This is a genomic window from Lentzea albidocapillata subsp. violacea (genome assembly GCF_900100275.1).
In the GTDB taxonomy this organism is placed as follows: domain Bacteria; phylum Actinomycetota; class Actinomycetes; order Mycobacteriales; family Pseudonocardiaceae; genus Lentzea; species Lentzea violacea.
On sequence record NZ_FNET01000032.1, the window covers coordinates 42,786 to 65,783 of the forward strand.

Sequence of the window (22,998 nt, forward strand, 5' to 3'; positions counted from 1 at the left end):
CTGACGACGCCAAATGCGTTCGACCTGCGTCAACTGGTGACGGCAACTGTGAGGCGACACACGAAGCCAACATGCCGTGTCGTACGTTCTCGCCCATGAGCACCGAGTCGACTGATCCCGTCGAGCCGCCGGCCGTGGTGACCCCGGAACCCGCGGAGACCGAGACCGACGAGTCGCCCAAGAAGAACAGCTGGCTGAAGTTCGTCATCGTCGGTGTGCTGGCGGTCGTGCTCGTCGGCGGCGGCGTGTGGGCGCTGACGGCACTCAACTCCACCAGTGTCGGCGACTGCGTGAGCGCCTCGCCCAAGGATGTGGACAAGCCGGACGGCGACTGGGACATCTCGTCGAAGAGCTGCGACGACGCCGCCGCGACGCACCGGGTCGCTGCCGTACTGAACAGCGCCGAGGACCAGTGTCCCGCCGAGGGCATCTACGAGCAGATGCGGTCGGGCGGTGACAAGTCGATGTGCCTGATGCCGAACCTCGCCGAGGGCAACTGCTACACGTCGAGCGACGATGGCGCCTTCAAGAAGGAGGCCTGCACCACGGACTCGCCGGTGAAGATCGTGAAGAAGGTCGACGGGCTGCCCGAGGAGGGCTCGGTGTGCCCGGAGGGCTCCAGCGAGCTGAGGTTCAGCGAGCCGGCCTCGGTCTACTGCATGGGTGTCCACGAAGGATCCTGATCGGGTGAACTCGGTTGAGTTGAACCCCTTCTGACGCCGATACCCAGGCCATGAAGAAGGTCGGCCTGGGTATCGCCGTTGTCCTTGCGCTCGTGCTGCTCGGCGGGTTCGTCGTGAACCAGCTCGGCGACGTGGCCACGGCGGCGCGGGCCGGCGACTGCGCGCGGATCTCCGGTGCGCTCGAGAACCCGACGTACCAGGCGCTCGACTGCGGTTCCGAGCAGGCGAACGTCAAGATCGCGAAGGTCCTCGACTGGAACGAGAAGGCCTGCCCGTCCGGCGGCATGGACTACTCGACGTACACCGGCGACGCCACGCTGTGCCTCATGCCGAACTTCGTCGAGGGCGCCTGCTACGGCCAGGACTCCGAGAGCGGCATCGCGAAGGTCGACTGCTCCACGAAGGACTCGGTGAAGGTCGCCAAGGTGTTCAGCGGCAAGACCGATCGCACCGTCTGCGGGGCCTCGCGCGCGGCGGTCTTCCCCGAGCCCGCGGTCACCTTCTGCCTGGAACGCGGCGACCAGAAGCAGTGACCTGCCGCACCGCGACCGCCATGTGATCCAAGCGGCCGTAACGTTTCCGTAAAGCCTGAGCGCTTTCCTGCGCCACATGGCACTGTCTGCTCCGGCTGTGTCGGGGGGCATGGGCCATCTGGGGTATTCGGAAATGAGAGAACCGCATGAGCACGACTGAATCCGCTTCGCCCGCGTCAGCGCCGGAGCCCACTCAGGAGCCCGCGCCGAAGAAGTCGAGCATCGGCAAGCGGATCCTGACCTACATCGTCGGCCTGATCGTCGTCGGTGGCGCGTTCTACGCGTTCAACTACTTCAGCAGCGACGTCGCGCAGGCGAAGGCCGGCGACTGCGCCGTCGTCTCCGGCACGTCGACCAGCCCGGAGTACAAGCCGGTCGACTGTGGTGCCGCCGAGGCGAACTACACGGTCGGCAAGGCCGGCGGCACGAGCGAGTCGTGCGGCAAGGGCTACGACGAGTACACGCAGACGCAGCGCCGTGGCCCGAAGACGAAGCTGTGCCTCGCACCGCTTCTCGCCGAGGGCAAGTGCTACGCCGAGAACACCGGCGGCGTCGGCGCGAAGGCCGTCGAGTGCGGCGGGTCGGCCGCCTTCAAGGTGACGAAGGTCGTCAAGGACACCGCCGCACCGCAGTGCGCGGAAGGCGAGGAGCCACAGTCCTTCCCCGAGGCGAAGCTGCACTACTGCGTCGGCGCGCCCGCGTAACAGGCTTGATCCAGCGAAACCGGAGTCGTGTCCCACGGCTCCGGTTTCGCTGTCTTTCGCGTGACTCATCCGAGAGGAATCCAGTGACCGACCCCAACCACCCCCAGCAGCCAGGGCCCTACGGACCGCCTCCCGGTGGACAGCCGCAGCAGCCGTACGGCCAGCCGAACCCGTACGGTCAGCCGCCCCAGCAGGGCTACCCCGGCCAGCCCGGTCAGCCCTACGGCCAGCCAGGACAGCCCGGCGACCCGTACGCCCAGCAGCCGGGCCAGTACGGCCAGCCCGCAGGTCAGCCGATGCCCTACGGCCCGCCGCCCAAGAAGAGCGCCGCCGGCAAGATCATCGGTTCGATCGTCACCATCGTCGTGCTCGTCGGCGTCGGCATCCTGGTGAAGGTCCTGATCGGCGGCGGCCTGAGCGCCATCACCGAGCCGTCGGCCAAGCCGGGCGACTGCGCGAGCCTCACGGGCACCACGTTCAAGCCGACGTACAAGAAGGTCGACTGCTCCGCGGCCGAGGCGAACTACTTCATCGCCAAGGCCATGAACTCCACGAAGGAGGCGTGCCCGAGCGAGGACTACGCCGAGTACACCGAGTCCGGCCGGCGCAGCTCCTCGCTGAAGCTCTGCCTCGTCGAGAAGCTCGAAGAGGGCAAGTGCTACGAGGAAGAACTCGTGAAGATGAAGATGGACGGCATGAAGGTCGTCGACTGCTCCAAGGGCAACAACGAGTTCGCCGTCCAGAAGGTCCTGAAGGTCGAGAAGGTCGTCCGGGCGGCCACCGCGGACTGCGGTGAGGCGACGGCCGTCGCCTACGCGGAACCCGCTCCGGGCATCACCTACTGCATCTCGGCCGCGGGCGGCCAGTGACCGCACGAAAAATGGCGGGCCGGTTCGCCGGTCCGCCATTTCTCATGCCACGAAGCAACTAGTTGGTCGTGCCAGGCGGCAGTAGCTGCTGCACGTCCAGACGCCCGGACAGCACGTCCTCGGTGTCCATCATGTCGGCGACGCGCTGGAGCCGGATCGGGTTCAGCGACAGCGGGAACGTGCCGACCGACACGAGGGCCGCGGTCGCCGCGTCGACGTCCGCGTAGCTGGTCAGCGAGTCCTGCACGGCCAGCTTGTTGGCCTGCGCGCGCTGCTGCGCCTCGCGCAGCACTTCCCGGAACACCTTCATCGTCTTCGGGTTCGCCTCGGCGAACTTCTTCGACGACGCGTAGCCGGACATCGGGAAGTCCAGTGTCGGGCCGCGGGCGGTGTCGGTGACGATCTTCGCGCCGATCTTGCGCTGCGCCTTCGTGATGAAGGGCTCGATCATGAACGCCGCGTCGACCTGCCCGGCCGTGAGCGCGGCCTCCATGTCGGCGTACGCCATCGGCCTGAACTTGATCTTCTGCTTCTCGACCGCGGCGGTGTCCAGCACGGCACGCGTGGTCAGCGCGCCGATGTCGGTCTCGCTGTTCACGGCGATCGTCGGCTGGGCCTTCTTGCCGGGGTCGTCGTAGTCCGACCGCGCGTCCGCGACCAGCGCCATCGAGTTCGGGCCGGCCTGGTAGGCCTCGCCCTGCAGCTGCAGCTCGGTGCCCTCGGCGACCGCGCGGAAGAGGCTGACGTGTGTCGCCCACGTGAGGTCGAGCGTGGTGTCCAGCTGCTTGATGGCCTCTGCCTCGCTGGGCTGGGTGACCAGGTTGACCTGCAGACCGGCCTTCTCGAACAGCTTCTCGGTCAGCGCGATCCGCAACGGGGCCACGTCGACGACGGGCAGCACGCCGATGCGGATGACATTGCGCTCCACGTCCGCGTTGCCGCCGTTCGACGAACTTCCGAACAGGCCGCAGCTCGCGGTCAGAACACACGTGATGAGCACTGCAGCAAGCCGCAGAGCTGTGGCTCGGGTAGCCATGGCACCTCTCGCCGGTAGGGCTTGGGTAGCTTCGAATTGATCAGTGAGTGTCGCCACAGACCAGGGCGTCCGCAGTCCCAACTGCGAGTTCGGACGGACGTGGGGTGTGCCGACATCCGGGGATGTTAACCACCTGAACGTATGAAACGACACCCCATCTCGATACGGTGAGTGCTTCTGGAGACTTCCCCCGGAGGTGGGGTGACCATTACCCTTCCGGCTCGGGTGGCACAGGTCGTAGTAGACCTACGTGTCTTCAGACGGGGTAGGGCGCCTCACCGGGCGAACGACCCCTGTGCTGCAATTCGGCCCGTTTGACGAGTCCATGCTCGGTCCTGGGGAGAGACCGGGACACTGCTGCTGGAAGAGGAAGCCCAGAGTGGCCCGACGTGAGAGAGGTCCCAGCCAGTTTGGCGTGGGTGACACCACACGCTCCGAAAGGCCCGAATCGGGTGACGGACTGGCTGCGCTGGGTAACGGACCGATGAGCGTGACACCGGACCCGGTGAAGCACGACGGCGGTGCCGGGCCCGGTTCGGGATCTGCCCGATCCGCGGGATGGCGCCTGCGTAACTGGCGGTTGCGCACGAAGCTGCTCGCCGTTCTGCTCATCCCGACGGTCTGTGCGCTCGCCCTGGGTGGTCTGCGAGTCCGCAGCGACCTCCAGGCCGCGACGGAGTTCAACAACCTCGCGAACCAGATCCGCCTCGAGACCGCGGTCGCGGACCTGGTGCAGCAGCTGCAGCGCGAACGCGACCTGTCGGTCAGCTACGTCGCGTCGAACAAGAAGGTCGACAGGGTCGTTCTCGAACGGCAGCTGCGCCGCGTGAACGACACCAGCGAGGCGTTCAGCAACAAGATCGCCGAACTCAGCTCCGACCTGAACTCGGCTGCCGTCGAGCGCTTCCAGGTCGCGGCCAAGCAGCTCGACCGCCTGAACAGCCTCCGCAACTCGGTGCGCGACACGCAGTACCCCGCCGAGGCCGTCCAGCGCACCTACTCGGAGTCCATCGAGACGCTCCTCGGGCTCGGTGAGCAGACGATCTCCGAGATCAACGACCCGGAACTGGTGCGACTGCACCTGACCACGAACGCCATCGCGCGCATCAAGGAGCAGGAGTCGCTCAAGCGGGCGATCCTCCTGGACGTCTTCCAGCGCAAGGCGTTCACGCCGTCCCAGCTGCGGTCCCTGCAGGCAGCGGACGCCGAGCTCGAAGCGGCCCGCAACGACTTCCGCAAGTCCGCGACGCCCGAGCAGGCCAAGATCTACGACGACACCGTCACCGGCCTCATCGTCGACAACGCGAACGACATGCAGGAATCGGCGATCAACCAGCAGGCGGGCCAGAAGGACTTCACGCAGGTCACGCCCGAGAAGTGGGACATCGCCGCCACGCTGACGGTCAACCTGACCCGTGACGTCGAGAACCTGCTGGTCGAGCAGCTGCAGACCAAGACCGACGTGCTGGCCGGCGAGACCCGGACCAGGGCGTACGTCGAGTCCGGCATCGTCCTCGCGATCCTCGCGCTCGCGTTGCTGATGGCGCTGTTCGTCGCCCGCTCGATCCTCAACCCGCTGCGCATCCTGCGCCGCACCGCCCTCGACGTCGCCGACCACGGTCTTCCCGACGCGGTCGAGCGGATCCTCGCGGACGCCAACCCGGAGGACGCGGCCAAGACCGCCGTCGAGCCGGTGCCGGTGCACACGCGGGAAGAGATCGGCCAAGTGGCGCGCGCGTTCGACGCGGTGCACGGTGAAGCGGTGCGACTGGCCGCCCAGCAGGCCCTCCTGCGTGACAACGTCAACGCGATGTTCGTCAACCTGTCCCGCAGGTCGCAGGCCCTGGTCGAGCGCCAGCTGAACCTGATCGACCGGCTGGAGCAGGACGAGCAGGACCCGGACCAGCTGGCCTCGCTGTTCGAGCTCGACCACCTCGCGACCCGCATGCGCCGCAACTCGGAGAACCTGCTGGTCCTCTCGGGTACGGACCTGTCGCGCCGCCTGACCCGGCCCGTTCCGGCCGCCGAGGTCCTCGGCGCCGCGGTCTCCGAGGTCGAGCAGTACGCCCGCGTGCAGGTCGGCCAGACCCCGGACCTCACGGTCCAGGGCCGCGCGGTCAACGACCTCGTGCACCTCATCGCCGAGCTGCTGGACAACGCCACGGCGTTCTCCGACCCGGTCACCAAGGTCACCGTTCGCACGGCCAAGACCCGCAAGGGCGAGCTGGCGATCGAGATCCAGGACCGCGGCGTGGGCATGGGCGAGCAGGAGATCATCGACGCCAACGACCGGCTGGCCGACCCGCCGGACGTCGACGTCGCCGTCTCCCGCCGAATGGGCCTGTACGTGGTCGCGCGGCTCGCCAAGCGCCACGACATCAAGGTCCGCCTGCGCGGCAACGAGGACATCGAGGGCGGCACGACGGCACTGGTGATCGTGCCGGAGACGCTCACCGCGATCCCCGGCCAGGCACCGGTCTCGACCCCGCCGTCCGGCTCCGGTTCGCTGGCCTCCGCGTTCGGCATGTCGCCGTCCGCGTCGGCACCGGCGATGCCGCCGGCCGAGCACACGACGGAGATCGGCACCACCGCGGTCAGGGCCAGCGGCATCGCCGGCGCCTTCGGCGGTGCCACCGGTACCACGGGCTTCACACCGCGGATCGACGAGTCGAGCCCGAGCAACCCGGGCATCCCGGTCAACTTCGTGCCCAGCTCGATCACGGACACCGGTGCGGGCGCGACGGCGATCCCCGTGTACAGCGACCCGCCGATCGAGGACGTGACGCCGTCCGAGCGGTGGCGCCGCGACCAGCTCGCGGCGGTCGAACCGGAGGGTTCGTTCGAATCCACCCTCTTCACGGCCTACGAGGACCGCAACGAAGAGGCCGGCGAGATCTCCTTCGAGCCCGGCTACGAGACCACCCAGTTCGTGCCGATCCCGCCGATCGAGGACGAGCCCGTCTCGTCCAACGGCTTCTCGCGTGCCTCGGCCGACGAGGGTCGTCTCGACATCGGGATGGGTCACCGCAACGGGACCTCGGAAGCCTCGCGCAAGAAGATCGAGCACGACCTGGACGCCCCGACCGAACGCCTCCCGATCTACGAGGCCGTCCTGTCGCAGTGGTTCCAGGCCGTGGGCAGCGAGACGTCCGCATCGGCCGCTCAGCCGGTCCCTGCGGCCGCCGAGGACGATGTACCGGCCGTCACCAACGGACACGTCGAGTCGAGGCTCGGCGGGACCGGCAAGCGCTCGGTCGAGTACATCGACGAACCGCCGACCGTCCCGCCGCTCTCGGACGGGCCGGAACCGGAGCTGCCGACCCGATCCCGCAAGCCTGTACCGGCGGTGGCACCCACCACGTCGGCCGCTGGTCTTCCGGTGCGCACGCCGCGCTCGAAGGTCCAGCCGGCGGCCGAGGAAGTACCCGCACCCGCCGAGCAGGAGCGAGTTGTGGAACCCGAGCCCGTTGTGGAGGAGACTCCAGCGGCGGCACCTACTTCCGAGTCGGCCTGGCAATCGCCTGCCGATGAGGGATGGCACGCGGCTCAGGCGTTGTTGAACAAGACGCCGGAGACGAAGACCACGGCAGGATTGCCGAAACGGACACCGAAGGCTCAGCTCGTGCCAGGATCTGCAGCACCCAAGCAGCAGTCCCTGTCGCAGACAGCACAGCGCCCGCCGCTGCCGCCCCGTACCGCTGACGCGGTGCGCGGACGGATGTCGAGCCTGCAGAGTGGTGTCAAGCGAGGCCGGCACGCATTGATCGAGGCATACGCTGGTGACCAGTCGAGCCGGCAGAACGAGGAGCAGGAGTGACGACCGCAGCGCAGCCAGGCAGCTTTGGTTGGCTTATCACCGACTTCGTGCGGAGGGTGCCCGGAGTGGCACATTCCGTTGTGGTGTCCGCGGACGGGCTGTTGCTCGCGGGATCCCAGGGCCTGCCCCGGGACCGTGCAGAGCAGCTTTCCGCGGTCGCGTCCGGACTGGTCAGCCTCACCCAGGGTGCTGCCCGCTGCTTCGAAGCAGGCGGGGTCAACCAGACGGTCGTCGAGATGGAGCGGGGGTACCTGTTCCTCATGTCGATCAGTGACGGTTCTTGCCTTGCCGTCCTGGCGGCACCCAACTGCGACATCGGCCTCGTGGCCTACGAGATGACGCTGTTGGTGGAGAGAGTCGGTCAACAACTCACCCCTGAGCTGCGCGCGCAGCTTCAGGGTGTGGTCCGTCGCTAGACCTCATCTGAAGTTCAGGGGTGAGAACAAATGGCTGGTAGATCTGGCGCTAGAGGCCGGGGCTTCGGTAGGAACTTCAACTACCAGGAGTGGGCTTCTGGTGGGTTCCAGTTCGACGAGCCTGACGCGATACCCCAAGAACCAGAGGAAACCGAGGACGCGCCCCACGATGAGCGGGTTACAGGGCAAGGGCTAGGCGATATGTCTCAGCGTGAGGTGGACGACTCGTCGTCGTATCCGTACGACGACGTGCCGAACCGGTTCGACATAGACGGGTACGGCTCCGGGCTGTTCGGTGGCCCCGGCGCGGACCTCTTCGGCCAGCACGTGATGCCGGAGGCGGTGCCGGAGCAACTGCCGTACACAACCGGTCCGCATCCGGTCTACAGCACTGGCGGCCAACCGGCGTACAGCACCGGTGCGCAGCCTCAAGTGCGTCCGGAGGAGAATGCTTCTGCGGAATCGGGTTCACTGGTGCGGCCTTACACACGCACCGGTGGACGCACACGACCCGACTACGACCTTGCTATCGAGGCGCTGATTTCGACCAGCGAAAAGGGCCTCGAACGGGATGCCGCAGTACTTCCCGAGCACAGGTCGATCTGCGGGCTGTGTGTGGACACGCGGTCGGTGGCCGAGGTCGCGGCACTCCTACGCTTGCCACTTGGCGTCGTGCGGGTGTTGATCGGCGACATGGCAAGCATGGGTTTGGTTTTGATTCACCAGGGCGGTCTGGTCGTGGGGGACCGGCCTTCCATGGAATTCCTGGAGAGGGTGCTCAGTGGGCTTCGCAAGCTCTAGTCCCCAGGGCGCCGAGGGCGCACGGAAGCCGACGACGTCTGCCAAGATCGTGGTGGCGGGTGGCTTCGGTGTGGGCAAAACGACGTTCGTCGGCTCGGTGTCCGAGATCGTCCCGTTGACCACCGAGGCGGTGATGACCGAGGCCAGCGCGGGGGTGGACGACCTCTCCGCCACGCCCAACAAGGTCACCACGACCGTCGCGATGGACTTCGGCCGTGTGTCGCTCGACAGCGACCTGATCCTGTACCTCTTCGGTACACCGGGTCAGCACCGGTTCTGGTTCATGTGGGACGACCTGGTACGCGGCGCCATCGGTGCCATCGTGCTGGTCGACACCCGCCGCCTGGCCGACGCGTTCGCCTCGATCGACTTCTTCGACGACCGGCAGCTGCCGTACGTCGTGGGCGTCAACTGTTTCGACGGCCTCCTGCACCACCGCATCGAGGACGTGCGCGAAGCGCTGACGATCGACGAGTCGGTGCCGATCGTGACGTGCGACGCGCGGAACCGGCAGTCGACGAAGCAGACGCTCATCACGCTGGTGGAGCACGCGATGCGCCAGTGGATGTCCGTCCGCGCGGGCTGAACTCCTTCCGCCGGAGTACGACCGCACACACAACTGAACGAGGCGAGCGCCACCTTCGGGGACGGCGCTCGCCTCGTCGTTGCGGTCTGATTCAGCTCGGTTGTCCGTCCAGGCGGTCGTCCCTTCGCCGTTCTTCGCCGCTGTCGCTGTCAGCCGATGTGCAGGCCGACACCGATGCCGATGTTGATGCCGTCGAGCAGACCGTGATGACCGTGGTGCCAGTGGTCATCCCAGTCGTCGTCCCAGTCGTGACAGTCGTCCCAGTCGTGCCAGTGGTTCCAGTGGTGTCCGGTGCTGATCCCGACGCCGAGGCCGATGCCGATGTCATCGGTCTTGGGGGCGGCCGCCGCTGTGCCGGACGAGAACAGCAAGGCGAACGCCAGGGCTGTGAAGGTGGCGGCGACTTTGAGCGCCGGCCGGGTGCTGACCATTGCGGGAATCCTCCTAAGTCGATGTGGACGTGTCTCGGGTACGTCCACATCAATCGACGCTAGGTCGCGCAACGCCCACGTAAGGGTGGCCCGCCTTCCCTAACGGGGGATGACCGGCCGTCAGGCCTCGTCCACCAATGCAGCGGACGTGATGCGATGAAGAGGGAACCTGAGCACCTCTCCGTAGCTGTGGTCGTAACCCTCCAGCACGCCACCCCCGACGACGTGCGGCTCGATCACCCGCTGTGCCGCCGTGCCGTGGGAGTCGACGAACCCGACGAGCACGCTGCGGCGCGCCCGCGCGGCCTGCTGGAGCAACGACAGGGTGGCGGACGGACCGGCGCCGAGGTGCCCCGGAACGGAGATCCGTTCACCCCGTGGTGTCGAAGCCGCACGATCACCGGCCCGGACCAGCCGGACGAGTTCACCCAGGCGGTCGTCGGCGGGCACGGCGGGTGACACCGGTTTGCGAGCACTGCGCTGTCTCGGCGTGGTCCGGCGGCCGCCCGGCCGCAGGTCGAGGACCTGGCCGTCCGGGCCCTCCGCAGCCGGGGCGAACCCGGCCGAGCGCAGCCCGTCCAGCACGTCCGCCAGCGGCAACGGGCTGACGAGCACGGTCGGGGCGATCCGGCGCAGCTCCAGCCGCCCGGCCTCGGGGTGCGCGAGGACCTCGCTGATCAGCACCGGGTCGTCGCAGCGCAGGAACGAGCTCGCCGCCCCGCCGCGCAGCCTGCCGTGGCGGCGCGCGGCGTCGTCGATCAGGTAGCTCAGCGACTGCGGGACGGGCGTGCGCGAGCGGGTCCTGAAGAGTTCCTGCAGCTCGTCGGCAGTGCGTCCGGCGTCGAAGGCGCGCCGGACGGTGGCCTCGCTGATCCGGTAGACCGTGGCGCCGCCGGCCGACTCGACGTTCGCGACCAGTGCCAGCTCGTCCGCGAGCTCCGGTTCGAGGCGGCCGGGAGCGATGACGGTGAGGTCGGCCTGCAGCAGCACGTGGTCGAGCGGCGCGGGCAGGGCGTCACCGAGGGACTTCGCGGCGTGGCCAGGACCCTCGTCGAGCAGCACGCGGCCCGCGCTGGTGATCGCACCGAGGGCGAGCACGCCGACCGCGGTGCCCTCCTCGACCGTCCAGCGCACCAGCTCGTCGCGTTGCCTGCCGCCCCGGCGCGGTGCGCGCCAGCCCAGCACGGCGGCCAGGTCCGCGGGGGTCGCCATCGCGGTGCCCTTGGGGAACGCGCCGAGCGCCTCCAGGATCCACCGCCGGTCACGCGGGGCCTGGGCACGGCGGATCTCGTCCGCGAGCGGGTTGAAGAGCTTGTCCTTCTCGTCGCGGCGGCCGACCAGAGCGGGCAGTCGGGGCAGGTCGAGCCAGGCGTGCGCGAGCGTGGCCCAGCGGACCTCGGTGGTCGCGGCGAGCCAGACGTCGGCCTTGGTCGTCGGCACCCACTCGGGTTCCGCGGCCTCGGTGTTCGCGGCCAGGTCCGCGCCGACCACGAGCTCGATCAGCAGTGCGGCGCGGCGTTCGTCGACGTCGAGGTCCTTGACGACCTTGCGCAGCTCGCGGACGCCCAGACCGCCCGACCGCAGCACCGGCGCCGGTTCGGCCGACCAGCTCGCGATGAGGTTCTCGACGTGCCGGACGAGTTCCAGGGCCTCACCCGCGCCGGTCGCGTCGACGCTGCGCTGCTGGAGCGCGGTGGTCCTCGGCTTCGGCTCGGTGACCTGGATCGGGCCGAGGGGGCGGTCGCCGCGCAGTTCCAGGGCGATCTCCCGCGGCAGTTCGACCGTGCCGGGGTCGCGTCGCAGCAGCAGGCCGCGGGCGAGCAGCCGTTGCACGGGCGTCTCGGCCTTCTCGAGCGGCACGACGCGGGAGGCGTCCTTGGTGTCGCCGATGGGCGGTCCGGCGGCGAGCTTCCGCAGGACCCGCTGCTCGCCCTCGGTGACGCCGCTGAGGTCGTAGGTCTGCCCGGTCCCGCGGCCCAGGCCACCCGGATACGGGCCGAACGCCTCGCGCGTGAGGGGAGGGACCGACAGCGCGTCGTCGTCGCCCCAGGTGAGCGCGAGGGACCTCAGCCTCGCGACCGCCTGCTTGAGCGGCCTAAGCTTCACGTCCGGCCCGAGGATCTGCGCGAGTGTGGGCAACGCCACGGGCCCGGCGTCCGCACCCTGTACGACCAGGGCCTCGAGCACGGCCAGCGTGAAGGTGTCGAGGTCCTCGCAGGCGCGCGCGATCGACGCCCTGGTGCCGACCCGTGTCGCGAGCACGGACATATCGGCAGGTGGGGGCGTTGCCAGATCGGGGCGCGCGCGCAGCAGCGCGACGAGAGCAACGTCGTCCTGGGCGCGCAGCCAGTCGGCGAGTGTGATGCCGGACATTCTCACCACGGTATATGGGTCGCTGGAGATGACATCGTGCTCTGTCACACTTGTGCCCGTCAGCAGGCACCACCGAGGAGGAGCACGTGGCGAAAGGACGCCCGGGACGGGTCGACCCGCACTGGCCGGAGGGTGCGGACGGCAGCCATCCCGTCACCGAACTGACCAGTGACCTGCAGGGTGCGCTCTCGCCGTTCGGCACGGTGACGTTCCCGCTGCCGTCGGAGGACCTCCCGTACAGGCACCCGGTGACCGAGATCAACAAGTCCTGAGTGGATTGTCAGGCCGGTCTTAAGACTCGCCGAGTCGGGTGAGTACCGCAAAGGGCCCGGGGATAGGCTCGTTTCCCGCTTGAGCTGTACTTCGTGGGAGGACGACGATGCCGGTCCCCGGCCCTGGTTACTCGATCACCGTTCGTCTGGAGGCGCCGCCGTCAGCGAGCGCCGCGGGTGACCTCACTTCGGCCGTCGGCCGCGCCGGCGGTGTGATCACGGCGTTCGACGTCGTCGAGTCGCACAACGACCGCGTCGTCATCGACCTCACGTGCAACGCGCTGTCCGCGAACCACGCCAAGGACATCACCGACACGCTGGAGACGCTGCCCGGCATCGTCGTCCGCAAGGTGTCGGACCGCACGTTCCTCGTGCACCTCGGCGGCAAGATCGAGATCGCGTCCAAGGTGCCGCTGCGCAACCGTGACGACCTCTCCCGTGCGTACACGCCGGGTGTCGCCCGCGTGTGCGAGGCCATCGCCAAGAACCCGGACGACGCGCGCCGCCTGACCATCAAGCGCAACACCGTCGCCGTCGTCACCGACGGTTCGGCCGTGCTCGGCCTCGGCAACCTCGGCCCCGCCGCCGCCCTGCCGGTGATGGAGGGCAAGGCCGCGCTGTTCAAGAAGTTCGCCGGCGTCGACGCCTGGCCGGTCTGCCTGGACACCCAGGACACCGAGGAGATCATCCGCGCGGTCGAGCTCATCGCTCCCGTGTACGGCGGCATCAACCTCGAGGACATCTCCGCGCCGCGCTGCTTCGAGATCGAGGCCCGCCTGCGCGAGAAGCTCGACATCCCGGTGTTCCACGACGACCAGCACGGCACCGCGATCGTCGTCGTCGCCGCCCTGCGCAACGCCCTGCGCGTGGTCGGCAAGGACATCAAGAACTGCCGGCTCACGGTCTGCGGCGTCGGTGCCGCCGGTTCCGCGATCATCCGTCTGCTGCAGGCCCAGGAGCCCGGCGACATCATCGCCGTGGACGTCGACGGCATCGTGCACCGCGACCGCCCCGGCCTGGACGCGAACCTGAAGTCCATCGCGGCTTCCACGAACAAGGACAACCAGTCCGGCCGCCTGCACGACGCGCTGGTCGGCTCGGACGTGTTCATCGGCGTCTCGGCCCCGAACCTCTTCGGCGCCGCACAGGTCGCGACGATGGCCAAGGACGCCATCGTGTTCGCGCTGGCCAACCCGGACCCGGAGATCGACCCGATGGAGGCCCAGCAGCACGCCGCCGTCGTCGCCACCGGCCGTTCGGACTTCCCGAACCAGATCAACAACGTGCTGGCGTTCCCCGGCGTCTTCCGCGGCCTGCTGGACGCGCACGCCCGCACCATCACGGACGCGATGCTGCTGGCCGCCGCGCAGGCCATCGCAGACGTGGTGGACGGCGACCGCCTCAACGCGTCGTTCATCGTGCCGTCGGTCTTCGACAGCACCGTTGCTCCGGCCGTGGCCGAAGCGGTGCGCAAGGCCGCGACTTCTTAGGGATTTTCGGCACGGGCCGTTTCAGCGGGCCAGGCATACGATCGCCGTATGACCAAGCAGTTCACCCACCTGGACTCCCAAGGCGCGGCCCGGATGGTCGACGTCTCCGGCAAGGAGCAGACCACCCGGACCGCCGTGGCCACCGGGGTCCTGCACACGACCGCCGAAGTGGTTGAGTTGCTGGGCGCAGACGGCCTGCCCAAGGGCGACGCCCTGGCGACGGCCCGGATCGCGGGCATCATGGCCGCGAAGCGCACCTGGGAACTCGTGCCGTTGTGCCACCCGATCTCGTTGTCGTCGGTGGTGGTGGACCTGGCGCTGGCACCGACCGCCGTGCTGATCACCGCCACCGTCCGCACCACCGACCGCACGGGCGTGGAGATGGAGGCCCTGACCGCGGTCTCCGTGGCCGGCCTGACGCTCCACGACATGGTGAAGTCGGTCGATCCCGCGGCGTCGCTGGACGCGGTGCGGGTGGAGCGCAAGGAAGGCGGCAAGTCCGGCCTGTGGGAACGCCCGTGAAGGCGGTGGTGATCACCGCGTCCAACCGTGCCGCAGCCGGGGTCTACGCCGATCGCAGCGGACCTCTGATCGTCGAGTGGCTTGAGTCGCGCGAGTTCTCGGTGTCCGCGCCGGTCGTCGTGCCGGACGGTGATCCGGTGCGCGAGGCTTTGGTCTCTGCCGTCGGTGGTGGCGCTGATCTGGTGCTGACGACCGGCGGTACCGGCATCAACCCGACCGACCGGACCCCCGAGGCGACTCGCGCGGTGCTGGACTACGAGGTGCCGGGCCTGGCCGATGTGATTCGCATGTCAGGCTGGCCGCGCGTGCCGGGGTCCGTGCTGTCGCGTGGCGTCGCCGGGGTCGCCGGGCGGACGTTGATCGTGAACCTGCCCGGGTCGACCGGCGGCGTGCGGGACGGGCTGGAGGTGTTGTCGAGCGTGCTGGAGCATGCGCTCGACCAACTGCGTGGAGGTGACCACAAATGAGCGTGGTGCTGCGGGCCGTCGTGACCGAGGAACCGTTGTCGGTGGAGGAGCACGCGGCCCTGGTCGGGTCTGACCGGGCCGGTGCTGTCGTCACCTTCTCCGGCGTCGTGCGGGATCACGATGGCGGGCGGGCGGTGCTGGAGCTGGAGTACCACTCGCACCCGTCGGCTTCGGATGTCGTGGCCGAGGTGGTTTCCGCCTTGGCTGCCAAGTACTCCGGGGTGCACGGGATCGCTGTGTCGCACCGGGTCGGGCCGTTGAAGATCGGTGATGTGGCGTTGGCCTGTGCGGTGGCCGCCGAGCATCGGGGGGAAGCGTTTTCCCTTTGTGCTGACCTGGTGGACGAGGTCAAGGCTCGGTTGCCTGTTTGGAAGAGGCAGGTATTTGCCGGCGGCGAGGACGAGTGGGTCAACTGTCCCTGAGCTCTGACGTGCGGGTCTTGTTGCGGGCGGGTGGTTGCTGTTCCAGCGGGGTGGGTCGCGTTCCGGACGTTCAGTCGCGTTGAGAGGCCCGAACCGCTACCCGGCGCCCTAGGTTCAGCCGGCTCGCTTCGCATCGCCACGCCAGGACTCGTACGTGGTCGCCTTGCGTTGGCGGGTGCCTGGTGGCACCGCGCGGGTCGGGTTGCGGTGGCTGGTTCCTGTTCCAGCGGAGGGGTCGCCTTGCGGTTGCTCGTGTCGGTTCCAGCGACCGCCTGACCCGGGAAATGCAGGCAGGGACCTCACCGTCGGGGGGTAACGGTGAGATCCCTGGTCCTGTGTCAGCCCACGTCCACGGGCCGGCGATGGTGCGGCCGATCAGATCGGTCCGAGCCTGGAGAGGCTCAGATCAGGATCTTGTGGCCCGGGAAGATGAGGTCCGGGTTCGTGAGGAAGTCCTTGTTCTTCTCCACGATGGCCTGGTAGCCGCCGGCGACCTTGTTGGCGTCCGCGATCTTGGACAGGGTGTCGCCTGCCTTGATCTCGTAGTTGCCGTTCGGGTTCGTCTTCGAGCCAGCGAGCTGCACGACCGGTGCCTGCTGCACCGGCGCCTGGCGCTGCTGCGGCGTGGCTGCCTTACGCTGCTGGGGCTGCGCCTTCTGCTGCGGGGCCGGGGCGCTCTTGCCCACGTAGGCGCCCAGACGGGCGCTGCAGGACGGCCACGCGCCGGAGCCCTGGGTGCGGAGGACGTTCTCCGCGACGCGGATCTGCTCCGCGCGGGAGGCGTTGGCCGGGTTGCCCTGGCCGCCGTTCGCGTTCCAGGTGCTCTGCGTGAACTGCAGACCGCCGTAGTAGCCGTTGCCGGTGTTGGCGGCCCAGTTGCCACTGGCCTCGCACTGCGCGAGTGCGTCCCAGTCCATTCCGGGGGCGGCGTTGGCGGTGCCAACGGCCAGGCCCAGAGGGGCGCCGGCGATGATGCCGACAGCCGCGACCTTGGCGATAGTGCGAGCGGCGGAACTCTGCTTGCCCTTGTTGCCTCGGTTGAAAGCCATGTGCCTCTCGGTCCACCTCACCTGCGGCCAGGAACTCGGGTTCGGGGCCCGGTGCGTTCCTGCGTCCCAGTCCGGCGGTTTCTCTCGCTCGGGGTATGTGCCGGAGAACCCTCGGACTGGGTTCGGTGTTCGGTCCTCCGGATGGTGCTCGTGACTGGTTCGGGCCAGCCGAGGAGCGACCGTACGTAACCGCCGACCCGCTCACCAAATGTTTCGAGCTGTGATGCACATCACAGTAACGGTTTGGAACGTTGTGGGGAGCCTACAAAACCGCAGCTCAAAGGCGTCGTTATCGGTCCGTTTCCATTCCGAGATCGACCGAGATCTATTACGGAAAGTGAGGCGTGGCTCACGCGTGTCGAGCCGTCGGAGGCGGCCGTTCACGGTCGAGCGGTGGCCGGCGGGAAGATCGCGCGGGCTCTGCCGGCGGGGCGCCGAATGCCATCTCCCGGACCGCGAACTCCGCGAGGCGACCACTGCCCGATGATGTCGTGATGGGCAGGGAGTCACGTCTGGAGACGCTGCACGGCGCGTTGCTCGCGAAGGCCGGCCAGCCGGTGCTGTTCGGCGATCTCGTCCGCGCGGTCTGGGGCGACGAACCACCGGCGGGACCGCTGCCCGCGTTGCGCAGCCTCGTGCGCAGGCTGCGGCAGTCCGTCGACGACGAGATCGTCACCGACGCGTCCGGCTACCGGCTCGTCGTGCGCAGGCCAGGTCCTGCTCAGCTGCCCGCGGACCTGCCGGACTTCGTCGGCCGCGAGGAAGAGCTCGCCGCGCTGTGTTCAACGGACTCGCCGGTGCTCGCGATCACCGGGCCTCCCGGCGTCGGCAAGACGGCGCTCGCGGTCCGGCTCGCCCACCGCGTCCGCGACCGGTTTCCCGACGGCCAGCTGCACGTCGACCTGCGCGGGTTCGCGACGGGACCGGCGGTCACCGTCGAGCAGGCGCTCGGCCGGTTCCTGCGCGCGCTCGGCGTGCCGCCCGCGAACATCCCCGTGGACTTGGACGAGCAGGTCGAGCTCTACCGGGCGAAGCTGCAGGGCCGGCGCGTGCTCGTGCTGCTCGACAACGCCACCGAGCTGAGCCCGCTCGTGCCGGACGTCGAGGGCTGCAAGGCCATCGTGACCAGCCGCAACGAGCTTCCCGGCCAGACCAGACTCGCCGTGCTGGCCGACGACGAGGCCGGCGCGTTGCTCGACCGGTTGAAGATCGACGGCACGGTGGACGACCGCGCCGAGCTGATCAGGTTGTGCGCGAACCTGCCGCTGGCGCTGCGCATCGCGGGCGCGCACCTCGCCGACCGTCACCTGCCGGACTACCTCGCCGACCTGCGCGGCGACGGCAGGCTGGACGCGCTGGAGATCGAGGGCGACGCGGCGGTGCGGGCGGCGTTCGCGTTGTCCTACAAGGCTTTACCGAGCGCCGCTCAACGGCTGTTTCGCTTGCTCGGCGCGCACCCCGGCGCGGACTTCGACCTGCCGGACGCGCTCGTGCTCGGTGATCTGTCCACTGAGGACGGCGAGTGGCTGGTTCGGGTGCTGGTGCGGTCCGGACTCGTGCAGGAGGCCGGAGAACGGTTCCAGGCGCACGACCTGATCCGGCTCTTCGCCTCCGAACTGGTGGGCTCCGAGGGACCGCCCGCGCTGCTCCGGCTGACGTCGTTCTACTTGGGCACCGCGTGCCACGCCGCAGAGCTCGTCGCCCCAGCGGTCACCCGGCTGGACCCGTTGCCGCTCGTCCTCGAAGGGCGCACCTTCACGACCACCGCCGAGGCGCGGGCGTGGCTCGACGCGAGACGCGCCGTGCTCGTGGCAGTGGTGCAGGTTGCGCCGCATCCGTTCGCGTCCCATCTCGCCGACGCGTTGCGCGGCTACCTCAACTACTGCGGCTACCGGACAGACCAAGGCACGATGCTTGTCGCGGGCCTCACGTCGGCGCGCGCGGCGGGTGACCGGGTTCGCGAAACCGCGATGCTCAACGGTCTCGGACACCTCCACTGGAGGCTGGGCGCCTACTCCCAAGCCTTGGAGTCGTACGGCGCGGCAGCCGAGCTGGCCACTTCGGACCTCATGAAGGGCACGCTGCTCAACAACATGGGGCTGGTCAAGCGCGACATCCACGACCTCAACGGTGCACTCGCGGACATGGAGGCGGCGCGGCGCGTGTCGCTGGGCCACCCGCCCCTCTACCTGACCGTGCTGTCCAACCTGGGCACCGTCCACGGTGTCCGCGGCGAACTGCGCAAGGCGATCGAGTATTTCGAGGAGGCCGTGCGGCTGTCGGAGGAGCACGGGTTCCTGATCAAGACCGCCGTCGCCCACGAGAACCTCGGAGTCGTCCACACGGACCTGGGTGAGTACGACCGGGCGCGGCGCCACCTGGAGGCCGCCTGGACCGGCTACCAACAGGCCATCTCGGCTGAAGCCAGGCCGAACGTGCTGATCAACATGGCCGAGGTGGCCGGCCTGGCCGGTGACCACGAGAAGGCCAGGACCTTGGCGTCGCGGGGGCTCGAGTTGGCACGGAAGATCGACGAGGTACGGGTCGAGGTCGAGGCGTTGATCGTGCTGGACGAACTGGACACCGCGATCGAACTGGCGAACCGGATCAACTTCCCGCTCGGACGCCGTAAGGCGCAGCTGAAGCTCGCAAGGCACGATCCGGCGCTTGCCACGGAGCTGCTGCGGGACGTGCGGGACAGCGGTGACCTGCTGCTGGAGTCCAAGGCCGTGCTCGCGCTGGCCGAGGCGACCGATGACGCGACACTCGTGCGGGAGGCGCTGGAACTCGCGAAGGCACGCGAGCAGGGCGCCGTGGTGGCGCGAGCGGAGGAGATCCTCGCTCAGCCGCCCGCGAACGGCGGCAGCACGTCCAGCTGAGAACCGGCGGGCACGCGCACCGACGTGTCGCGCACGGCGACGCCGTCCAGCAGGAAGCTCGACGCGGCGAGGACCTTGCCGAGCTTCGAGCCGTGCCGTTCGCCGATGGTGCTGACCACGAGCGCCACGGTGGGTTCGGAGGCGTCTAGCTGCAGGTCCTCGTCGGCCACCCCGGCCGCGGCCCGCGCACCTGCGAAGTAGCGGATCTTCACGGCCGTCACTGTCATCCTCCGATGGAGCTCATGGGGCGGTCGGGCTGCGAGAAGCCCGCGTCGTTGATGCCGTGACCGGCCGCCTTGGCCCACATCGTGGCACGCCAGGCGTCGGCGATCGCGGCGTCGGGGGAGCCGTCGCGCAGCAGCGTGCGCAGGTCGGTCTCGCCCTGGCTGAACAGGCAGTTGCGGATCTGGCCGTCCGAGGTGAGCCGGGTGCGGTCGCAGGCGGCGCAGAACGGCCTGGTCACCGACGCGATCACGCCGACGACCGCGGGGCCGCCGTCGACCAGCCAGCGTTCGGCCGGCGCACCGCCGCGCGGGACCTCCGACGGGGTCAGGGTGAACGCGGTCGAGAGCATCGTGAGGATCTCATCGGCCGTGACCATGTTCGTGCGCGTCCAGCCGTGCTGCGCATCGAGCGGCATCTGTTCGATGAACCGCAGCTGGTAGCCGTTCTCGACGCAGAACCGCAGCAGCGGGACGGCCTCGTCCTCGTTCAGTCCGCGCATCAGCACGGAGTTGACCTTCACCGGCTCCAGCCCGGCCGCGCGGGCGGCGTCGAGGCCGTCCAGCACGTCCGTGATGCGGTCGCGCCTGGTCAGCGTCGCGAACCTGTCCGGATCGAGGGTGTCGAGCGAGACGTTGATCCGGTTCAGGCCGGCGTCCTTCAACGACTGCGCGCGCCGCGAGAGCCCGATGCCGTTCGAGGTCATCGACATGCGCGGACGCGGTTCGAGTTCGGCCGTCGCGGCGATGACCTGCTCCAGGCCCCGCCGCAGCAACGGCTCGCCGCCGGTGAACCTGATGTCCGAGACGCCCAGGTCGACCACGGCGATGCGCATGAGCCGGATCAGTTCGGCGTCGGTGAGCAGCTCGTCCTTCTGCAACCAGTCGAGGCCCTCGGCGGGCATGCAGTAGGTGCAGCGCAGGTTGCACCGGTCGGTCAGCGAGACCCGGAGGTCCTTCGCCACCCGCCCGAACCTGTCGACGAGCAGCGGCGTGTCCGGACGTGCGGACGCGTCCGGCGTGCCCCGCACGATGGGTAGTCCCAACTCCACTGCTGTCACCTTGTTCAGCTTAATGAACAACTCCTTGTAGGTGACTCCACAAACGAGGTTTCTCACGTTCCGCCCATTTGGAGCACTCTGACAATCAAATGTCTTAGCGGCTAAGATGTTTGGCATGGAACCCGAGGTGCTGGAGAGGTTCACCTGGTACATGCGGGAGCAGAGCGCGCTCACCGTCATGTTCCACGCTCGGGTCGCCGAGCAGATGGGCCTGTCCGCGACAGACGAGAAGTGCCTCGATCTCGCCATGCGGGCGGACGGACCGCTCACCGCGGGCCGGATCGCCGACCTGTCCGGTCTCTCCACCGGTGCCGTCACGGGCGTGATCGATCGCCTCGAGCGTGCCGGATATGTCCGTCGTGTCCGTGATCCCCATGACCGCCGCAAGGTCCTGGTCGAGGTCACGCCCGGTGACCTGGACAAGCTCGGCGCGCCGTTCGAGAAGGCCCGCGACAGCCTCGTCGAGGTTCTCGGCCACTTCGACGACGACGAACTTCAGGTGATCGAGCGTTATCTCAAGCTCCAGACCGAGACGTTTCGCAGGCGCGTGATCGATACTTAGGCCCATGTGGCACTACTTGATGGACATGGACGGCGTCCTCGTGCACGAGGAGCACCTGATCCCGGGAGCGGACGAGTTCGTCGCGGAGCTGCGGGCGTCGGAGACCCCGTTCCTCGTGCTCACGAACAACTCCATCTACACGCCACGGGACCTGCGCGCACGCCTGCAACGCACGGGCCTCGACATCCCGGAGAAGTCCATCTGGACCTCGGCGCTGGCCACGGCGAAGTTCCTCGACTCGCAGCGCCCGAACGGCTCGGCGTTCGTCATCGGCGAGGCCGGCCTCACCACGGCGCTGCACGAGATCGGCTACGTGCTGACCGACCGCGACCCGGACTACGTCGTGCTCGGCGAGACCCGCACGTACAGCTTCACCGCGATCACCAAGGCCATCCGCCTGGTCGAGGAGGGCGCGAAGTTCATCGCGACCAACCCGGACGCCACCGGCCCGTCCCGCGAGGGTTCGCTGCCCGCGACCGGCGCCGTGGCGGCGTTGATCGAGCGCGCCACCGGCCGTGAGCCCTACTACGTCGGCAAGCCCAACCCGCTGATGATGCGCTCGGCCCTGCGCACCCTGGGCTCGCACTCCGAGCAGGCGCTGATGATCGGCGACCGGATGGACACCGACGTGCGGTCAGGCCTGGAAGCGGGCCTGTCGACCATCCTCGTGCTGTCCGGGGTCTTCACCGCGGAGTCCGCCGAGATGTTCCCGTACCGGCCGACGCGCGTGCTGAAGTCGATCGCGGAGCTCGTCGGTCACTCCGCGGACCCGTTCGGCGAGTGGTCCGGCTGACGATCAGGCGCCTCTTCGTCGAGGTGAGCACGTGAGGTGCGCAGAGGAGCGTGTCGGCGTGGTCCTTGGCGTCCGGGTTCCAGGGGTTCAGCGCCCGAGCGCGGTGCGGCTCGTTGAGCACCGAGTGCACCGCGGCGAGGTCCAGCAACGTCTCGGCCAGTCCGGCGCCCGCCTTGGCCCGCGCACGACCGAGTCCGGTCAACGCCGCCGCCGGATCGTCCGGTTCGGGTACGGCCGCGAGCACCGGATCGGCCCCCTGCGGACGTGCGCAGCTTCCGCGACGGCCTGTCCGGCCGCGTCCGGCTGACTTACGTGCCGGACGGCGCCCAATACTCGGCCTCGACTGCCTGAGACGGGCAAGTCCCGTGGACGGACGAAGGCGGGGCACCGGGACATGCTCCCGGTGCCCCGCCTACTGAGCAAGAAGAGTGGCCAGGGCGACTGCCCTGGCCACTCGGTCACCAGGCTTCGATCTCACCGAACTGCAGGTAGTAGTCGCCGAAGGCGTCCGCGCCGAACCCGGTCCCGGTGATCTTGAGGTAGCGGGTTGTCGAGGTCGGGATCGGGAACGACCGGCCAGGTTGCCCGGGAGTCGCGATGCCCGCTCCGGTTGCCACCGTGGTCCAGGTCTGACCGTCACCGGACACCTCGATGGTGACGGCGGACGGGAAGCCGGAACGGCCGTCAAGCTGGTCGGCCCTGGGCAGCAGGTCCACCCGGTTGACCGCGGTCGGTGCGGCGAGATCGACGGTGACCGACTCGCTGCGGTCCGCGGGCCCGCTACCGCTCGTCCACCCGGAGGTGTCGTTGCCGGTGTTGACACGGATCCCGTCGGTGGCGTTGCGACGACCCCACCCTGGCGGCGCTTCGATCGAGCTGGCCGAGGACACGGTCTTGCCGGTGGCCAAGCTCGCGCCGTAGGCCTCGATCTCGGCGAACTGCATGCGGTAGTGCCCGTTGTCGTCCGTGCTGAGGCTGGTGCCGGTGACCTTCAGGTAGCGACCGGACTTC

22 protein-coding genes and 1 pseudogene are annotated in these 22,998 nt (G+C 68.8%); 16 read left to right on the plus strand and 7 right to left on the minus strand.

Translation table 11 applies throughout. The features are described 5' to 3' along the window. Positions 1–95 precede the first annotated feature (95 nt). The 4 genes from BLR21_RS38810 (at position 96) to BLR21_RS38825 (ending at position 2,789) form a co-directional block, all read left to right on the plus strand. On the plus strand, positions 96–683 hold the full coding sequence (locus tag BLR21_RS38810) for an LppU/SCO3897 family protein (protein WP_090014810.1): 588 nt from the start codon (positions 96–98) through the stop codon (positions 681–683). Between the two features lie 50 nt (positions 684–733). Then, a complete protein-coding gene (locus BLR21_RS38815) occupies positions 734–1,216 on the plus strand; it encodes an LppU/SCO3897 family protein (protein WP_090014812.1) in 483 nt (160 codons plus the stop codon). A gap of 146 nt (positions 1,217–1,362) precedes the next feature. Continuing rightward, positions 1,363–1,920: an LppU/SCO3897 family protein gene (locus tag BLR21_RS38820; protein WP_090014814.1), complete on the plus strand. Its 558-nt coding sequence runs from the start codon at positions 1,363–1,365 to the stop codon at positions 1,918–1,920. An 83-nt stretch (positions 1,921–2,003) separates the two neighbouring features. Further along, the gene (locus tag BLR21_RS38825) at positions 2,004–2,789 is read left to right on the plus strand and encodes an LppU/SCO3897 family protein (RefSeq protein ID WP_143028073.1); all 786 of its coding nucleotides are present in this window, start codon (positions 2,004–2,006) and stop codon (positions 2,787–2,789) included. A gap of 58 nt (positions 2,790–2,847) precedes the next feature. Here BLR21_RS38825 and BLR21_RS38830 read toward each other — a convergent pair whose 3' ends face one another. Continuing rightward, positions 2,848–3,825: an ABC transporter substrate-binding protein gene (locus BLR21_RS38830; protein ID WP_090014818.1), complete on the minus strand. Its 978-nt coding sequence runs from the start codon at positions 3,823–3,825 to the stop codon at positions 2,848–2,850. 484 nt (positions 3,826–4,309) lie between these two features. On the opposite strand from BLR21_RS38830, the gene BLR21_RS38835 reads away from it, so the two are divergent. The 4 genes from BLR21_RS38835 (at position 4,310) to BLR21_RS38850 (ending at position 9,445) form a co-directional block, all read left to right on the plus strand. Then, complete coding sequence (locus BLR21_RS38835) at positions 4,310–7,642, plus strand: sensor histidine kinase (protein ID WP_256335215.1); 3,333 nt, start codon at positions 4,310–4,312, stop codon at positions 7,640–7,642. Continuing rightward, positions 7,639–8,058 carry a roadblock/LC7 domain-containing protein gene (locus BLR21_RS38840; RefSeq protein WP_030470879.1) on the plus strand — a complete coding sequence of 140 codons (420 nt, stop codon included), beginning with the start codon at positions 7,639–7,641 and terminating at the stop codon, positions 8,056–8,058. Before BLR21_RS38835 ends, BLR21_RS38840 begins: the two co-directional genes overlap by 4 nt. Before the next feature lie 216 nt (positions 8,059–8,274). Further along, a complete protein-coding gene (locus BLR21_RS38845; RefSeq protein WP_256335216.1) occupies positions 8,275–8,859 on the plus strand; it encodes a DUF742 domain-containing protein in 585 nt (194 codons plus the stop codon). Then, the gene (locus tag BLR21_RS38850) at positions 8,840–9,445 is read left to right on the plus strand and encodes a GTP-binding protein (RefSeq protein ID WP_030480664.1); all 606 of its coding nucleotides are present in this window, start codon (positions 8,840–8,842) and stop codon (positions 9,443–9,445) included. The genes BLR21_RS38845 and BLR21_RS38850 overlap by 20 nt, the downstream gene beginning before the upstream one ends. 149 nt (positions 9,446–9,594) lie before the next feature. Here BLR21_RS38850 and BLR21_RS42960 read toward each other — a convergent pair whose 3' ends face one another. Continuing rightward, positions 9,595–9,876 (minus strand): hypothetical protein, encoded by a 282-nt coding sequence (locus tag BLR21_RS42960; protein ID WP_090014821.1) that lies wholly within the window; start codon positions 9,874–9,876, stop codon positions 9,595–9,597. Positions 9,877–9,996: 120 nt separating this feature from the next. After that, a complete protein-coding gene (locus BLR21_RS38860; protein WP_090014822.1) occupies positions 9,997–12,249 on the minus strand; it encodes a helicase-associated domain-containing protein in 2,253 nt (750 codons plus the stop codon). Between the two features lie 86 nt (positions 12,250–12,335). Here BLR21_RS38860 and BLR21_RS38865 point away from each other — a divergent pair, with 86 nt between their 5' ends. From BLR21_RS38865 to BLR21_RS44480, 4 genes and pseudogenes are all read left to right on the plus strand, one after another. Beyond that, positions 12,336–12,521 (plus strand): hypothetical protein, encoded by a 186-nt coding sequence (locus BLR21_RS38865; protein ID WP_030480667.1) that lies wholly within the window; start codon positions 12,336–12,338, stop codon positions 12,519–12,521. A 107-nt stretch (positions 12,522–12,628) separates the two neighbouring features. Continuing rightward, positions 12,629–14,011 (plus strand): NAD-dependent malic enzyme, encoded by a 1,383-nt coding sequence (locus BLR21_RS38870; RefSeq protein ID WP_030480668.1) that lies wholly within the window; start codon positions 12,629–12,631, stop codon positions 14,009–14,011. A 48-nt stretch (positions 14,012–14,059) separates the two neighbouring features. Further along, the gene (moaC, locus tag BLR21_RS38875) at positions 14,060–14,533 is read left to right on the plus strand and encodes a cyclic pyranopterin monophosphate synthase MoaC (protein ID WP_030480669.1); all 474 of its coding nucleotides are present in this window, start codon (positions 14,060–14,062) and stop codon (positions 14,531–14,533) included. Further along, positions 14,530–15,422: pseudogene (locus tag BLR21_RS44480) on the plus strand (molybdenum cofactor biosynthesis protein MoaE). Before moaC ends, BLR21_RS44480 begins: the two are co-directional and overlap by 4 nt. A 401-nt stretch (positions 15,423–15,823) precedes the next feature. On the opposite strand, the gene BLR21_RS38890 reads toward BLR21_RS44480, so the two are convergent. After that, positions 15,824–16,471, minus strand: a complete 648-nt coding sequence (locus tag BLR21_RS38890) for a transglycosylase family protein (protein ID WP_090014826.1) — start codon at positions 16,469–16,471, stop codon at positions 15,824–15,826. A gap of 494 nt (positions 16,472–16,965) precedes the next feature. On the opposite strand from BLR21_RS38890, the gene BLR21_RS38895 reads away from it, so the two are divergent. Beyond that, positions 16,966–19,350 carry a tetratricopeptide repeat protein gene (locus BLR21_RS38895; protein ID WP_090014828.1) on the plus strand — a complete coding sequence of 795 codons (2,385 nt, stop codon included), beginning with the start codon at positions 16,966–16,968 and terminating at the stop codon, positions 19,348–19,350. Here the strand turns inward: BLR21_RS38895 and BLR21_RS38900 are convergent. Together BLR21_RS38900 and moaA are read right to left on the minus strand one after the other, a co-directional pair. Next, complete coding sequence (locus BLR21_RS38900; RefSeq protein WP_090014830.1) at positions 19,314–19,577, minus strand: MoaD/ThiS family protein; 264 nt, start codon at positions 19,575–19,577, stop codon at positions 19,314–19,316. The two genes, BLR21_RS38895 and BLR21_RS38900, sit on opposite strands and share 37 nt — an antisense overlap. Further along, on the minus strand, positions 19,574–20,632 hold the full coding sequence (gene moaA / locus BLR21_RS38905; protein ID WP_420843936.1) for a GTP 3',8-cyclase MoaA: 1,059 nt from the start codon (positions 20,630–20,632) through the stop codon (positions 19,574–19,576). Before moaA ends, BLR21_RS38900 begins: the two co-directional genes overlap by 4 nt. Before the next feature lie 115 nt (positions 20,633–20,747). Here moaA and BLR21_RS38910 point away from each other — a divergent pair, with 115 nt between their 5' ends. The 3 genes from BLR21_RS38910 to BLR21_RS44485 are packed head-to-tail and all read left to right on the plus strand — an operon-like array spanning position 20,748 to position 22,294. Beyond that, entirely contained in the window at positions 20,748–21,194 is a 447-nt protein-coding gene (locus BLR21_RS38910) for a MarR family winged helix-turn-helix transcriptional regulator (protein ID WP_090014833.1), read from the plus strand. Between the two features lie 4 nt (positions 21,195–21,198). After that, complete coding sequence (locus BLR21_RS38915) at positions 21,199–21,987, plus strand: HAD-IIA family hydrolase (protein ID WP_256335218.1); 789 nt, start codon at positions 21,199–21,201, stop codon at positions 21,985–21,987. A gap of 31 nt (positions 21,988–22,018) precedes the next feature. Next, on the plus strand, positions 22,019–22,294 hold the full coding sequence (locus BLR21_RS44485; protein ID WP_176929999.1) for a hypothetical protein: 276 nt from the start codon (positions 22,019–22,021) through the stop codon (positions 22,292–22,294). 151 nt (positions 22,295–22,445) lie between these two features. On the opposite strand, the gene BLR21_RS38925 is transcribed toward BLR21_RS44485, so the two are convergent. After that, positions 22,446–22,998: discoidin domain-containing protein (locus tag BLR21_RS38925; RefSeq protein WP_143028075.1), on the minus strand; the 553-nt coding region annotated here is incomplete at its 5' end.

Excerpts from the sequence above, each read along its gene's own strand:
- BLR21_RS38810 (WP_090014810.1), top strand. The coding sequence starts at position 96 with ATGAGCACCGAGTCGACTGATCCCGTCGAGCCGCCGGCCGTGGTGACC.
- BLR21_RS38815 (WP_090014812.1), top strand. The coding sequence starts at position 734 with ATGAAGAAGGTCGGCCTGGGTATCGCCGTTGTCCTTGCGCTCGTGCTG.
- BLR21_RS38820 (WP_090014814.1), top strand. The coding sequence starts at position 1,363 with ATGAGCACGACTGAATCCGCTTCGCCCGCGTCAGCGCCGGAGCCCACT.
- BLR21_RS38830 (WP_090014818.1), bottom strand. The coding sequence starts at position 3,825 with ATGGCTACCCGAGCCACAGCTCTGCGGCTTGCTGCAGTGCTCATCACG.
- BLR21_RS38835 (WP_256335215.1), top strand. The coding sequence starts at position 4,310 with ATGAGCGTGACACCGGACCCGGTGAAGCACGACGGCGGTGCCGGGCCC.
- BLR21_RS42960 (WP_090014821.1), bottom strand. The coding sequence starts at position 9,876 with ATGGTCAGCACCCGGCCGGCGCTCAAAGTCGCCGCCACCTTCACAGCC.
- BLR21_RS38860 (WP_090014822.1), bottom strand. The coding sequence starts at position 12,249 with ATGTCCGGCATCACACTCGCCGACTGGCTGCGCGCCCAGGACGACGTT.
- BLR21_RS38870 (WP_030480668.1), top strand. The coding sequence starts at position 12,629 with ATGCCGGTCCCCGGCCCTGGTTACTCGATCACCGTTCGTCTGGAGGCG.
- moaC (WP_030480669.1), top strand. The coding sequence starts at position 14,060 with ATGACCAAGCAGTTCACCCACCTGGACTCCCAAGGCGCGGCCCGGATG.
- BLR21_RS38890 (WP_090014826.1), bottom strand. The coding sequence starts at position 16,471 with ATGGCTTTCAACCGAGGCAACAAGGGCAAGCAGAGTTCCGCCGCTCGC.
- BLR21_RS38895 (WP_090014828.1), top strand. The coding sequence starts at position 16,966 with ATGGGCAGGGAGTCACGTCTGGAGACGCTGCACGGCGCGTTGCTCGCG.
- BLR21_RS38900 (WP_090014830.1), bottom strand. The coding sequence starts at position 19,577 with ATGACAGTGACGGCCGTGAAGATCCGCTACTTCGCAGGTGCGCGGGCC.
- BLR21_RS38910 (WP_090014833.1), top strand. The coding sequence starts at position 20,748 with ATGGAACCCGAGGTGCTGGAGAGGTTCACCTGGTACATGCGGGAGCAG.
- BLR21_RS38915 (WP_256335218.1), top strand. The coding sequence starts at position 21,199 with ATGTGGCACTACTTGATGGACATGGACGGCGTCCTCGTGCACGAGGAG.